The following is a 14,835-nucleotide window of genomic DNA, read 5'->3' as shown; positions in this document are numbered from 1 at the left end:
AAAGAGTTAAAAATAAAATGTCAGAAATCGAGCACGACGAACAGGAACAAATCAGGCAACGCCGCAGCAAATTGAATGAGTTGCGTGAAAACGGCGGTATTGCTTTCCCTACCGATTTCCGCCGCAATGTCGTTGCAGGCGAATTGCTGGCTGAATACAACGAAAAATCCAAGGAAGAACTCGAAGCCGAGCCCATGCGTGTGAAATTGGCGGGGCGGATGATGACCCGCCGGGTGATGGGCAAAGCCAGTTTCTGCCATATTCAGGATATGTCCGGAAAAATGCAGCTTTATGTGACCCGCGACACACTGCCGGAAGGTTTTTACAACGAGCAGTTCAAAAAGTGGGATATCGGCGATATCGTCGGCGCAGAAGGCACATTATTTAAAACACAGACTGGCGAACTCAGCGTCAAGGTCGATGACATCCGCCTGCTGACCAAAGCCTTGCGGCCGCTGCCTGAAAAATTCCACGGCATTGCCGATCAGGAAATCAAATACAGACAGCGCTATCTGGATTTGATCATGAGCGAGCAATCGCGCAACACCTTTTTGATCCGTTCCAAGGTCGTCGCTTATATTCGCCAATTCCTGATTGAGCGTAGTTTCCTGGAAGTTGAAACGCCGATGATGCAAATGATTCCAGGCGGAGCAACGGCGCGTCCTTTCACGACCTTCCATAACGCGCTGGACATGGAGCTGTATCTGCGTATCGCGCCGGAGTTGTATTTAAAGCGCCTAGTTGTCGGCGGTTTTGAGCGGGTGTTCGAAATCAACCGCAACTTCCGCAATGAAGGTTTATCGACGCGTCATAACCCTGAGTTTACGATGCTGGAGTTTTATCAGGCTTATGCGGAATACCACGAATTAATGGACTTAACCGAAGCCATGTTGCGCGGCGTTGCGATTGAAGTGCTGGGGCAAACCCTGATTACCTATCAAGGCGAGCAATACGATTTCGGCAAGCCCTTCGACCGCATGACCGTGTTCGAGTCTATCCTGCACTTTAACCCCGACTTAACGGCGGAGAATATCGCCACGCGTGAAGCGGCCGTTGAAGTCGCCAAGAAGCTGAATATCCCGGTCAAGGACGGTTACGGTTTGGGCAAAATCCAGATCGAGATATTTGAAAAAACCGTGGAAAGCCGGTTGATGAATCCGACTTTTATCACCGCGTATCCGGTTGAAGTATCGCCATTGGCAAGACGTAATGATGACGATCCGCATGTCACTGATCGCTTCGAGTTTTTCGTCGGCGGGCGGGAAATCGCCAACGGCTTTACCGAGCTGAACGATGCCGAAGACCAGGCCGCGCGCTTCCAGAAACAGGTCGAAGAAAAAGAGGCCGGCGATGACGAAGCGATGCACTTTGATGCCGATTATATCGTCGCGCTGGAACACGGCATGCCGCCGACAGCAGGCGAGGGCATAGGTATCGACCGTTTGGTCATGCTGTTTGCCGATGCGCCTTCAATACGCGATGTGTTGTTGTTCCCGCATATGAGGCCTAAGGGTTAAGGGTATAGATTAGTTCACCACGAAGGCACGAAGAGCATGAAGAAAAAATATAAACTTCGTGTTCTTCGTGCCTCGGCAACCGCTCCTGCATTGCTCTACCTCCTGCATCCATCCATCATCCATCCATGCAGTCGTTCGTGGTGCATCTTTATGATTTTAATTAAAAACTGTCTTTTAATCGTCTGACTTCCGCAAAAACTTCCACCAGCTTTTTATTTTCCATCTTAACGGTTTTCTGTAGTTCCAAACTATCTTCCCTGAAAAACGGATTGGTCGCCAGTTCCTGCTCTATCGTCGACGGCACCGTCGGCAAATGTTTCGCCCTCTGCTGATTGATAACATCCATTCTTTGCTGTAAATGCCGGTTATCGGGCTCTACCGTTAACGCAAACCGACCATTGGTTTGCGTGTATTCATGGGCACAATAGATTTGAGTCGATCCGGGCAACGCCTTCAATTTCTGTAACGAATGCCACATTTGCTCCGCCGTGCCTTCAAACAACCGGCCGCAACCCATGACAAACAAGGTGTCCCCGCAAAACAGCAGGTTGTCGCCTACAAAATGATAAACCACATGACCGCTGGTGTGCCCCGGAGTCGAGATAACCCTGACTGAATGCTGGCCCAGCATAATCACATCGCCGTCAACAACGCCATGATCGATACCGGGGATTCTATGCCGATCTGAAAGGGGAGCAATCACCGTGCAGCCGGTTTTTTGCTTCAGCTCCAGATTGCCGCCGACATGGTCTCCGTGATGATGAGTGTTCAGGACGTAAGTTAATCGCCAGCCTTTTTGATTTAAAACGTCCAGGACCGGCTGGGCGGCAGCAGGGTCTACCGCGGCGATTTTGCCCGATACAGGGTCGTGAATCAGGTAAATGTAATTATCGTTTAAGACGGGGAGTGTCAGGATGGTTAACATGTTTTTAAGTCAAGGTAGGGAGCGTCTATCGCGTAGGTAAGAAAATGGTACGCGATGCTATCGAGCTTAATCAAGTGTTTTGGGGCTGCAATTTGATAAAGGCCAGTCGCCTTGCCTATACGCTAAAGTTAAGTATGGCAATCATTGCATGCTTTTCATAGGATACAAAAAAAGGGCAATTATTAGTCGCCCCTTTTTATTTTGCTATTACCGTCGTTTACTTATGCACAAAACTTCTCAGCCTGGGCAAGAATTCCCTTAGCATCCAGGCCGCACAGAGTCAGCAATTCCTCCCGGGTGCCTTGCTCGACAAAGCTGTCCGGCAGACCGATGTTCAACACCGGCATCAGGATTTGTTGCGCTTGCAGGAAGTCATTGACGGCACTGCCTGCGCCACCGGCGAGAACGTTTTCTTCGACAGTTATCAGCACTTCATGGCTCTTGGCTAGCTCAAGAATCAATTCGGCATCGATAGGTTTCACAAAGCGCATGTTGACGACGGTTGCGCCCAGTTGTTTGCCCGCTTCCATAGCCGGGGTCACCATACTGCCCCAGGCCAAAATGGCAATGCGGCTGCCTTGATGGCGCACTTCGCCTTTGCCTAGCGGTAATGCGGTCATGTCTTTATTGACGGCAACTCCGGGACCTTTGCCGCGCGGGTAACGCACGGACGCCGGCCCTTCATGCATAAAGCCGGTATAGAGCATTTGCCGGCATTCGTTTTCATCGGCAGGCGCCATCACCAGCATATTGGGAATGCAACGCATATAGCTGTAATCGAAGCTGCCGGCATGGGTCGGGCCATCCGGGCCGACAAGACCTGCGCGATCCAGCGCAAACAATACATCCAGGTTCTGGATCGCGACATCATGGATCATCTGGTCGTAAGCCCGTTGCAGGAACGTCGAGTAAATCGCGACGACAGGTTTTGCGCCTTGGCAAGCCTGTCCGGCAGCCAGCGTTACTGCATGTTGTTCGGCAATGGCGACATCGAAATAACGTCTTGGATAGCACTCCGAAAATTTGACCAGTCCAGAACCTTCGCGCATGGCGGGAGTAATACCCAATAAGCGCTCGTCTTTTGCCGCCATATCACAGAGCCATTCGCCGAACACTTCCGTATAAGTCTGGTGCGGGGAGGGCGCTGATTTGGGCAAGCAATCCTTGCTGGGATCGAAAGCCGGTACGCCGTGGTAAGCCAACGGATCTTTTTCGGCGGGCGGATAGCCTTTGCCTTTTTGGGTGACGATATGCAAAAAGCGCGGGCCGGTAATATGCTTCAGGTTTTCCAGCGTCGATACCAGCATGTCTACGTCGTGCCCGTCAATCGGGCCGATATAGTTAAAGCCAAGCTCTTCAAACAAGGTACCCGGTACGACCATGCCTTTCATATGCTCTTCGGTGCGTCGCGCCAGTTCCCAGACGCTGGGCATGCTGCTCAACGCTTTTTTGCTGCCTTCGCGCATTGACGAATAAAATTTGCTGGACAAAATCTTGGTCAGGTAATTGTTCATCGCGCCGACCGGTGGCGAGATCGACATGTCATTGTCGTTCAAAATCACCAGCAGATTGGCGTCCAGGGCGCCCGCATGGTTCATCGCTTCAAAAGCCATGCCGCCGGTGATGCTGCCGTCGCCGATAATCGCGACCATTTTCTTGTCTTCGCCTTTTAACTCAGACGCAATCGCCATGCCCAAGGCCGCGCTGATCGAGGTGCTGGAATGGCCGACGCCGAACGCATCGTATTCGCTTTCTGCCCGGTTCGGGAACGCCGAGACCCCATCCCGGGTACGAATAGTGGTCATCCGTTCCTTGCGCCCGGTCAGAATCTTGTGTGGATAAGCTTGATGACCCACATCCCAGACCAACTGGTCATAAGGCGTGTCGAACACGTAGTGCAAGGCTACCGTTAACTCAACTGTGCCCAGGCCGGCAGAAAAGTGGCCGCCGGAAATACTCACGGTATGGGTTAGAAATTCGCGCAGTTCTTTTGTCAAAGGTTTAAGTTGATTTTTCGACAACTTGCGTACATCGGCCGGTGTGTTGATATCTTTGAGCAGTGGGTAGTTATGTAATGTATTCATATTAGTAAAGAGGTTCGCGATAGAACATCAGGATGATGCCAATCTGAAACAGGGCGGCAACAGAAATAAAACCGGCAATTTCCTTGCCCGGTCTGTCTAATTTCAACTCCAGCCACCGGCCGCATGCCAGAATAAGGGAAAAAATTCCCATCATGGTATGGCCGACCTGGATAAGAAAAGCACTTTTGGGTTGAAAGCCGACATGTGAATGGGTCAGCAGCATCAAACCGCCAAAAGCCGCCAGCAATGGAAAGACAAACGGTAATTTGCTGGTTGGGTTTTTGGTTATTCTGGCAGTGAGTTCCATAATGCCGAGTACAAATACCAGTAGGGTCGCAATCCGGTGCTGCAACACTTCACCGTTATTAAATGTGCTCTCCCAGAAGCCTATAGGACCCAAGGGCCAGGTTTCGGCGTCGCTGCGGAAAAACAGGAAAATCCCCAGACCGACAAAGCCCAACGGCCAATATTTGCAGTGTTCAAATCCCGGTTTTTTTACGTAAGATAGCATTGCAAAAAAGCTCATTACGGTCAAAAAGATACCGGCAATGTTATGGTTGTAGTTCGACCATTCGGTTGCCGCGAGCGACGGCACTTGGCCGACAATGGCAACGCGCCCGGCTTCACCGGCAATCAAGTCGGTATGGGTTGGCGAACTGGTTTGGGGGATTTGCGGAGCAAAGGTGTTCAAGACTTCCTGCCAGCTTGCGGTCAGGGTCGGAATATCAATGGCCGGAGGCTGAGACGCCAGGCTGGCGGCAGTAAACAGCAAGGTGATCAGCACAAAGGTTTCCGCTTCAATGTAGTAAGGGACGCGGTTATTTAATGCGTGACCATTGCCTGAAAAACCGAATGCCGATACTGCGGATTTGTTTAAAAAGGCAAAACCCAGGGCTATGCCCATTAAGACGATTTTAACCATTAATAAATTGCCGTAGCCGGTACCGATCAGGCCGTTCCAGGTGTCGATGTATTGCAGTGCAATAGGCAGACCCGAAATCAGGATCATTGCAACCGAGGCTATGCCGAATGTAGAAAAACGCTTAAGCAATAAAGGCCATAATTCGGCAGGAACCTGCTTGCTGCTACGTAGCAGCCAAATGTTGACCAGCTGGAAAACACCGCCGATCCAGGCGGCTGCGGCCAGCTGGTGGATGACTGTCATCGACATTAAGATAAACTGATTTTCAAAACGCCCGGCGCCATGTACCAGCCAAGCGCCTGAAATGATCATCGGCAAGGCGACAATGCCGGCGGTTATCCAGTGCTGCTTGGAGCCGGGATTTTTGCTGAGGTATTGATAACAGTAACCCGCCAAAACCACAGTCAGTATTGTGCGTACTATGCCGCCTATGAATTGTGTGGTGCCGGCGAATTCGGGAAACGGCCAGCGCTCAAGTACGGCGGTCATTAACCAAACTTTGAGCACAATTTTGAAAAGTTGAGCCGCAGCCAGCCAAAAGCCGCCTTTATAAATAAGGGTGACGGTTTTTTGCATTAATACCGCCGGGTATCCGCCTTGGTTATGCCACGGACGCAACACAAAAAGCCCCCAGAACAGGCCGCCGATTGCCAGTGAATAACAAATCAGGTCAAACCCGCCAATAAGAGAATCGAGAAAATCAGCTATGCCGGCCATTGCCAACTCCTATTTGGAAACGGAAAAGTGAATAACGTCTTCGGTTAAATGACCGTCAGCAGCGAAGACTTTAAATCTGAGGGCATAGTCGCCAGCTTCCACTGGCGGAATCTGGATAATAATCTGACCTTGTTTTGTGCCATTGGTGACCGTTAAGAGTTGATGTTTGTCGCCTTTGCTGACTAGAAAAATTTGCGACAAGCCCAGTTCTATATGGGAATTAAACGACAGTTCGACGTTCCCCGGACTATTGGCATGGATGGGCGTGATTTTTAGTGAATAATCGGTTATCACCGCATGAGCGGCCGCCCAGTGCGGAGGGCACAAAGTTATAAAAAATAAACATAGTGGAATGATTTTTTTCATTGCTTTTTCCAGTTTGTAACTATTTGCACATGCAGATTAATAATAGAACGCTGTTAACCATGATTGAATAGGATTTATGAAGCTATCTGCACTCATCACATTCATCTGCGTCGCCTCGGCAACTGCTCCTGCTCCTGCGTCCATGCAGTCGTAGAGGCACCTGCTTTTAATATTCGCGTTCTTTTGCTCTAGCCTTTATTATTTTTTGCCTTTCAAGGCATGGCTAGCCAGATTCTTTCCTAAATCCCAGATAGAGCCGGGGATTTGGTGGGTATCGGCTACAGCCTTATCAAATGAGTTGACTATCGTATCGCGGTCTTTTTGCGTTAAATTTAACGGCGGCAACAGTTTGACAACGTTCATGCCATGCCCTGCAACCTGAGTCAAAATGTGATGCTCTTTAAATAAAGGAATGGTGATCATCTGGCAGAACAAGCCCTTATTGGCCGCTTCCAGCATCGCCCAAGCCGCTTTCAGTTTCAGGCTCTTGGGTGATTGGAATTCAATGGCAATCATCATGCCTCTGCCGCGCGCTTCTTTTAGGAATTCATATTTTCCGGTCATGGCGTTCAGGCTGTCGATAATGTCGGTGCCGACTTTCATGCTGTTTTCCACCAGCTTTTCGTCTTCCATCACATGCAGCGTCGCAAGTCCTGCCGCCATCGCCATATTGTTTTTGGAGAAAGTCGAGCCATGCACGACAGCTCGGTCCATGCGGTTATAAACGGTATCCATGATTTTTTGGGTGATGGCAACCGCGCCGACCGGCACAAAGCCGCCGGACAGGGCTTTAGCCATGCAGATCATATCCGGTTTGACGTTCCAATGGTCGATCGCCCAGAATTTTCCGGTGCGGCCCAAGCCGGTTTGAACTTCATCGGCGACAAACAAAGTGCCGTATTTTTTGCATAAGCGTTCGACTTCCGGCAAATAATTGTCATCAGGAACATTAACGCCTTTGCCTTGAATAGGCTCGACGATGAAAGCGGCAACGTCTTTGTTGCTTAACGCCTGTTCCAACGCAGCAAGATCATTAAAAGGTACAGCGCTGCAACCGGGCAGCAAGGGGCCGAAACCTTCGCGGAAAATGTTTTCGCCGTTTAATGACAACGATCCCATGGTCAAGCCGTGATAGCCGTGTTCGCAGAAGACGATTTTTTCACGCTTGGTCGTATAGCGGGCAAATTTGATCGCGGCTTCTACAGCTTCGGTGCCCGAGTTGCAAAAGAACATCTTGTTCAGGTTGTCCGGCGTGGTTTTCAGGATTTCCTGCGCCAGCAATCCGCTGAGTACCGATACATCCATTTGCACCAAATTGGGCAGTTCCAGCGTTAAGGTCTCAGTCAATGCACTGATAACGGACGGATGGTTGCGGCCGATCGCAAATACACCGAAGCCGCTAAGCAAATCCAGATATTCCGTGCCTTCCTGATCATAGAGATATTGTCCGACAGCTTTTTGGTAGTGGCGGTCATAGCCTATGGTCTTTAACACTCTGACCATTTGATTGTTTAAATGTTGTTCGTGCAGATCAAATTTATCAGTGCTGTGTTGAGAAAAAAGTTCGGCGATGCTGAATGACATTAGATACCTCAAAAATTAAATTCTTTTGCCGCTGAAAGCAGGCAGGACTATTAAAGAACACATCACTGTGAAAGTAAGGCCTATGGCCAATACTAAGCCCATGCTTGCCATGCCCTGATGGGCGGTGAAAGCAAGGCTTGAAAAACTGCACAAGGTCGTTATGGAACTGAAAATAATGCCTCGAGTGGTGCTGCTTTGCAGCAAATTTTGATCTTCACTCGAACTGGAATGGTGTCTGTGCATGATAAGGATACTGCTGTCGATACCCATGCCGAGCAGCAAGGGCAGGGCGATGATATTGGCAAAATTGAAAGGGTTATCCAGTAACACGTTGGTTGCACCGGTTAGCAAAGCAGCTAACAATAATGGCATGATAACCAGTAAGGTCTTTCTGACGCTTCTGTACATCAGCAATAATAACACCACAATGGCTATAAAAGCACCGCTAAAGGCATTAATAAATGCCTTGACAATAGCATCGCCGCCCGCCTGATTAATAATCGGCAGGCCGGAAACCGAGTTATCGACGGTCTGCACCTGAGTCACAAATTCTTTTAAATTCTCAGGCTTGTTTTGGTCTTTTTCAGGTGTGATCAAAACTCTGTAAAGGCCGGTAGCGCTGATCCAGTGGGACTTTATCTCTAGCGGTAAATCATCCAAGCCGAACGGCGTTGCCGTCAGACTGGTTCGCAGGCGTTCTATGGTGAACGGCAGCAGTCCTAAAATGTTTTTTTCCAGTTGCACGTAGCTTGCTGTTGGCGCCTGAGTGGCGTCTGCCTGTTGCATGAACGCTTCGATGCGTTGCTGTAATTGCTGCAAGGTTTGTTGCGGCACATTCGGGGATTTTTCAATAATGGCTTTTTTCAACGCTTCATTGAACTTGATTAATGCCGTCTGTTGGTTGGCGGTATCGAGCGTGTTGTCAAAGTTTTCAAGTTGCCCGCCCAGCATCATATTTAAATCTTCAATCGTCGTCAGTTTTTCTTCCTGATCTTTAGCTACAAAACTCGCCAGGGTGATGGTTTCATGCACTGATGGTTGCTGCTTAAGCTGGGCAGTGATTTTGTCTGTATCTTCAAGATTGTTGGCTAAAGCGGTCAGTGCAAACGGGGAGTCGGTTTTGGACTTTAACAGTTCTTTAATGGTTAAGACCGATTCGCTGTTTGGATCTCTGAGATTGATAGGGTTGTAATCAAAGGTAAGATCGGTCAGCACAAAGCAGGCGCCGATGCCCAGCAATATGGAAACGACTCGAATGCCGGTTGAAAAGCGAAACGGGAAGGTAATAATAAATGCCGGGGTTAATGGCGAACGTATCGGTTGCACATTGTTGACAGAAAAAACGCTGAACAGGGCGGGTAATACCGTCAAGGAAATAATCAGGCCGATAAAGATACCGCCGCCTGAAATAATGCCCAGCTCGGATACGCCGGCATAATCTGTGGGGATGAAGGCAAAAAAACCGATCGCGGTGGCCAATGCGCATAAAAACAGCGAAGAGCCGACATCGCGGATGCTGTCCAGGATGGCTTCGCTATTCGATAAGCCATTGGCTTTGCCTTCGCGATAATGCAGGCAGATATGAATTGCGTAATCGACTCCCAGTCCGATATATAAGCTGGCAAATGCAATCGAAATGACATTCAAATGCCCTACGGTGATAGCGGCGAATCCGGCGGTCAATATCAATCCCATAACCAGGACAATATAGGTTGTAATCAACAACTTGACCGAACGCAGCCCTATCCATTGAATTGCAAACACTAGAACCAGCGACAACAAACCGGAGAAAGTGGCGCCTTTGGTCACGCTCTCAAGTTCTTCGTGTTCCAGTGCGGTTTCGCCGGTTATGCGAATATTGAGCGACGGATTTTCCGCCATGATGGCGTGGCTGATTTCGCGTGCTGCAGAAAGCGCGACATCTGCGGGTAGCATTTCATTGAAATGCATTTTAGGTTTGGCGATGACAATCGTCCGGTTAAATCTGGGTTGCGCTGCCTCTTTGTAGTTGTCGGCGGACAGTATGTTTTGCCAGGATAAATAATGCGACTGGCCGGTCAGCTGGCTTTTTAGGGCATCGTCAATGGCAAGGAGTATCGGGTTCAAGTCCATCGGCAAGGCATGATCGTGGCGATTAAGCGCTTGGCTGATAATGCCGAACAGGCCTTCAAGATGATAGTTTTGGGCCAGGTGGCCTATAAAAGGCTGGGCATCGGTGAGTTTTTGGGCAAAATTATCCAAATCGTTTTGATCGAGGTAGAGCAATGCCTGCTGTCTGAAGAAAGCATTATCTGTAGGTATATAGACAGATTCAAAACGGTCGTTTTCCTGGGCCAGCTGATCGACCAGCTGGTTGGCGGCTTGAGAGGATTCTTCCGGCGTTTCGGCCTCAACCACCAAAATGATGGTCGTCGCATCCTCCGGAAATGCCTGATTAAACCGCGCCTGGTTTTTCTGGAATGGCAAGTCCGGCGATAGCATTTCAGCTGTATTGGTGTTGATCTCCAGGTTTTTAATGGAATAGTACAACGTGGTGCCGCACAGCAACAGGGATAACAATAACAGCGTCCACGGGCAGCGCATGATTTGTCGCTCGCACCAGCCGGTAAGGGTGTTGAAAAAAGATGACATACTGCTTATTAGGCTTGGCTGGCTAGTGCCGCCAATTGGTCGAGCTGTTTGGCGACCGATCTTAGCGTGCTTTTTGCGGCACTGAAATGTAGGCCCAGTTTAATCAGTCCGGGTAATTCAGTCGGGTGTAACGCGATAAATGCTAGCAATTTGGCTAACACGATGTCGCCCTCATCATTAAGAGAATGATTAATGGCTTTGGGCAAATTCATGTGAACCGGATCGGCAACAGTTCGGATAGCTAGAAAAGGCAGATTGTTTTGCCAGGCAACTGTGCCGATAGCCGCGCTTTCCATATCCAGTGCAATTGCGCCGGTTTGGGCATGCAGGTGCTTTTTGTCCCTGGCCGCAGCTACGATGGTAAGGCTTTCAACTAAACTGCCGGTATGGGTTTTTAGCCGGGTTGGGATCAGGTTTTTGGTGAGTCCGAGCCAGCCATCGTGAACAGCGATTTGAAGACCTTCGGCATCAATCAGGGTATCGGCTAATATCAGGTCGCCAGGCTTTAACGATTCGCTGAGGGCGGCTGCGCAACCCCAGCTGATCAGGCGGGTCGCGCCGTGGGTAAGCAATAGCTCGGATGCTGCTCGTGCATTGTCGGCGCCTGCGCCGGAATGGGCGAGAACGATAGTATCGGTAATAAAAACACAGCACCCTTTATCGATCTTTTTTGAGGTCAGGGTGCTGAGTTCTTCCGGTAAAGCTACAACAATACCTGTGATCACTTTCTATTGAGCTCGTTACGGTAGCGAGCCAAAGCCCATAGCGGGAAGAACTTGTCGTAACCGTGATATTTGAGGTAAAAAACTTTTGGAAAACCGGGCGCGGTAAAGCATTCGTCATTCCATACGCCGTCCGCTTTCTGGTTGCGCAAGATGAAATCAATACCCGCTTTTACTTCCGGACTGTGGGCCTCACCCGCAGCCATCAGCGCCAAAACAGCCCAGGCCGTCTGGAATGCGGTGCTGAAACGGTATTTGCCGCTATGGCTCGCATCATGATAGCTGTAATTGTCTTCGCCCCAGCCGCCGTCGGCGCGTTGCACGCTTTTCAGCCATACAGCGGCTTTGGTGTAGATTGGGTCGGTTTTAGGCAGGTTGGTTTGCTCCAGTCCAAGCAATACCGACCACGTGCCGTAGATATAGTTGGTGCCCCAACGGCCAAACCATGAGCCGTCTTGCTCCTGTTCGCTGCGGAGGTACTCGATAGTGCGCTCCAGGGCCGGCAAATATTCGGCATGATCCTTGGCGACTCTAGCCATCAGCATGGCGCAACGCGCGCTAACGTCGGATGTAGGAGGATCTAGCAATGCTCCGTGATCGGCGAACGGAATTTCATTCAAATAATAGTGAGTATTGTCAACGTCAAACGCACCATAGCCGCCGTTTTTGGATTGCATGCCGACTATCCAGCGGGTGGCGCGGTGTATCGGTTCATCCAGAAGAGGCAGGTTCGATTCCGCCATCGCAAAGGCAACAACCGCGGTATCGTCGACATCGGGATAATGAGGGTTTTCAAATTGAAATGCCCAGCCGCCACCGGCCAAATCAGGCTTGGAAATCCGCCAGTCGCCTGGTTCGTCGGATAACTGTTTGCTCTTAAGCCAGTCGTAGGCGCGAGTCAGACTTGGGGCGCTGCTTACTTTGTCGGCTTCCTGTAAAGCCAGTGCGGTTAGCGCGGTATCCCAAACCGGAGACAAACAGGGCTGGCAGTAAGCATCGTGCTCATTGATGACCAGTAATTTGTCGATGGCTTTACGCGCAGTGACCACATGCTCATGATCTTTGGGCATGCCTAGCAGCAACATGGCTTCGTAAGCGTTGACCATCGCCGGGAAAATCCCGCCCAGGCCGTCTTCGCCGTTCAGCCGCTCAATAAACCAGTTTTTGGCTTTTTCAATCGCCAATTCATGGGCTTTTTGCGGAATTAACGGGCGCGTTAACAGCCCCAGTTTATCCAGGCCCAGAAAGATTTTATTCAGGGTGGTTCTTTCAGGAAAATAATGTTTTTCTTCGTCAGGATGGGTAACGAAAAGCTCCAGGATGTTGACCTTGTTAGGGTTCTTTGCGGTTGCTTTTAACGTGCAAAGAATAAACAACGGCACCATAACGGTTCTGGACCAGTACGATACTTTATCCAAATGGAACGGAAACCAGCTGGGAAACAGCATGATTTCGACAGGGATGTAAGGAACGGCACGCCAGGGCACTTGCTCAAATGTTGCTAATGCAATACGGGTAAATACGTTGGCTTTGGCTGCGCCGCCCTGATTGAGAATGTAATTTCTTAACTGGGCCATATGGGGCGCGTCGATGGAATCGCCGGCCATCTTTAATGCGTAATAGACTTTAACGCTGCAACTGATGTCGCCGGGGCCGCCGGTAAACAACGGATAACTGCCGTCTTTGGATTGACGAGACCTCAAGTAGTTGGCAATTTTAGCTTGTAGCGGCTCATCGATTTCACCCAGGTAGTGCATCATCATGATGTACTCTGATGGAATCGTGCAATCGGCTTCCAGTTCGAATACCCAATAGCCGTCTTTGTCTTGCAGGCTTAATAATTTTTCCTGCGCTTTATTAATGGCTTTATTCAGGTCAAATGCAAGGTTATTAACGGTATTCGATGAACTCGAAGTAGTGCTGGTAGTGTCTTCTGAAATGGTTTCATTAAACATAAGTTACGTCCTTAAAGTTTTGCCGTGGCTTTTGAGGATGGTGTTGAGTATGTCCAGTCGGGCGTTTTGAGTTCGTTACTTGTTAGGTTAAAAAGTAAACTAAGCATAGCGTTGCTGCGTCCGGTTAATCGGGTTGCAAGAATGGTCGCTTTAACACTGTTGCGAGTGATTTTGACCTGGTTGGAATTGTTGAAATCCAGATTTTGCTTAATTTTCTTTAAAGTTAAAACGGCCATGCCTAATGCCCAGAGGCAGAAGTTGCGGATACCGGTTTCATGAGAGGGAAGCAGTTGCGTATATTTCAATGCGTTATGCAAATGACCATGAGCAATGCTGATCAAGTGTTCCAGGCCCTTTCTGAAGTTTTCATCATTGGTTTCCGGCGTCAGGTTTTTAAGATCGAACCCTGTTTCCGTAAATATATCCTGCGGTAACCAGCACACGCCTCGTCCAGCATCGTCCCAGATGTCTTTCAATATGTTGGTCATTTGCAGCCCCTGGCCAAAAGAAACAGACAGAGTAAGCAGTTCGTCTTTGTGCTCAGCGATTTCCGGCGAGTAATGGCAAAAAAGCTTGGCCAGCATTTCGCCGACGCATCCGGCAACGTAATAGCAGTAAAGGTCCATGTCGGCCATGGTTGCAAGGCCGCCGTGCAAATCCAGCGCTTGGAAAATCGGCATGCCTTCGGCCATGGTTTCCACGCAGGAAGCCAATGCTTCGATTTGGTCGGGGTCGAATTTATGAGTGATTTCAATGACTCTCGGAAGCACGTGAATCAAAGTGTGCTCGGCGGGAATAGTTTGATCTGAAAGTAACGGTGCAAGATCTACGGCAAACGACTCGGAATTGGTGCCGGTTTTTACAACATTAATAAATTCGGAGCAAAAATATTTTTTCTGTGCTGGAGATAAAGAAACTTCATCTTCAATAGTATCGACAATCCGGCACAGCAAATACGCGTTGGCTACTGCGCCGTATAATTTTTCCGGCAGTTGGGGGATGGTCAGCGCAAATGTTCTGGATACGCCTTCAAGCAATAAAGCCTGAAATTGATCATCAGATAATTTGCTGAGTGATTTTGGGGTATCCAGGGATATTTGAATTTCACTCATGGTATTTTTGATGCTGTTCTGCACGGTTATTTTAAGTTAATAAATGGCAATGATAGACTGTTTGTTGGTATTTTGCAAAGCAATGTTGTTTTGTTGCAAATATGTGAATCTTATGGTTTTTAACGGGGATTTATTGTTATTAAAAATAAGTGTTTAGCGAGGGTTGTGTCGTATTTTTACAGGTATCTTAAGGTTGCAATTTTTACCGGCTATTTACCTATACGCACTATAAAACTGGAGTCGTCTGTTAAAAGATAGTATTCTAATCAACAATAGATAAGCGCTTGTATTATATAACAG

10 protein-coding genes are annotated in these 14,835 nt (G+C 49.1%); 1 reads left to right on the top strand and 9 read right to left on the bottom strand.

What is annotated here, in order from left to right; genetic code table 11:
* The first annotated feature begins 17 nt into the window (after nucleotides 1-17).
* Entirely contained in the window at nucleotides 18-1,517 is a 1,500-nt protein-coding gene (gene lysS / locus M0R47_RS00455; RefSeq protein ID WP_292548875.1) for a lysine--tRNA ligase, read from the top strand.
* Between the two features lie 160 nt (nucleotides 1,518-1,677).
* On the opposite strand, the gene gloB is transcribed toward lysS, so the two are convergent.
* The 9 genes from gloB to M0R47_RS00410 form a co-directional block, all read right to left on the bottom strand.
* Complete coding sequence (gloB, locus tag M0R47_RS00450) at nucleotides 1,678-2,442, bottom strand: hydroxyacylglutathione hydrolase (protein ID WP_292548873.1); 765 nt, start codon at nucleotides 2,440-2,442, stop codon at nucleotides 1,678-1,680.
* Between the two features lie 221 nt (nucleotides 2,443-2,663).
* A complete protein-coding gene (gene dxs / locus M0R47_RS00445) occupies nucleotides 2,664-4,526 on the bottom strand; it encodes a 1-deoxy-D-xylulose-5-phosphate synthase (RefSeq protein ID WP_292548871.1) in 1,863 nt (620 codons plus the stop codon).
* A 1-nt stretch (nucleotide 4,527) separates the two neighbouring features.
* Nucleotides 4,528-6,165: a CopD family protein gene (locus M0R47_RS00440; protein WP_292548869.1), complete on the bottom strand. Its 1,638-nt coding sequence runs from the start codon at nucleotides 6,163-6,165 to the stop codon at nucleotides 4,528-4,530.
* Nucleotides 6,166-6,174: 9 nt separating this feature from the next.
* The gene (locus M0R47_RS00435) at nucleotides 6,175-6,531 is read right to left on the bottom strand and encodes a copper resistance CopC family protein (protein ID WP_292548867.1); all 357 of its coding nucleotides are present in this window, start codon (nucleotides 6,529-6,531) and stop codon (nucleotides 6,175-6,177) included.
* A 198-nt stretch (nucleotides 6,532-6,729) separates the two neighbouring features.
* Nucleotides 6,730-8,115 carry an aspartate aminotransferase family protein gene (locus tag M0R47_RS00430; protein ID WP_292548865.1) on the bottom strand — a complete coding sequence of 462 codons (1,386 nt, stop codon included), beginning with the start codon at nucleotides 8,113-8,115 and terminating at the stop codon, nucleotides 6,730-6,732.
* A 15-nt stretch (nucleotides 8,116-8,130) separates the two neighbouring features.
* Nucleotides 8,131-10,746: an MMPL family transporter gene (locus M0R47_RS00425; protein ID WP_292548862.1), complete on the bottom strand. Its 2,616-nt coding sequence runs from the start codon at nucleotides 10,744-10,746 to the stop codon at nucleotides 8,131-8,133.
* Between the two features lie 8 nt (nucleotides 10,747-10,754).
* Complete coding sequence (locus tag M0R47_RS00420; RefSeq protein WP_292548860.1) at nucleotides 10,755-11,471, bottom strand: phosphorylase; 717 nt, start codon at nucleotides 11,469-11,471, stop codon at nucleotides 10,755-10,757.
* Nucleotides 11,468-13,423, bottom strand: coding sequence for a squalene--hopene cyclase (shc, locus tag M0R47_RS00415; RefSeq protein ID WP_292548858.1), 1,956 nt, complete (start codon nucleotides 13,421-13,423; stop codon nucleotides 11,468-11,470). The genes M0R47_RS00420 and shc overlap by 4 nt, the downstream gene beginning before the upstream one ends.
* A gap of 11 nt (nucleotides 13,424-13,434) precedes the next feature.
* A complete protein-coding gene (locus M0R47_RS00410) occupies nucleotides 13,435-14,535 on the bottom strand; it encodes a phytoene/squalene synthase family protein (protein ID WP_292548856.1) in 1,101 nt (366 codons plus the stop codon).
* Between the last annotated feature and the right edge of the window lie 300 nt (nucleotides 14,536-14,835).

Source organism: Methylobacter sp. (assembly GCF_023227905.1).
In the GTDB taxonomy this organism is placed as follows: Bacteria; Pseudomonadota; Gammaproteobacteria; order Methylococcales; family Methylomonadaceae; genus Methylobacter_A.
This window is presented reverse-complemented; position numbering and strand designations above follow the sequence as displayed.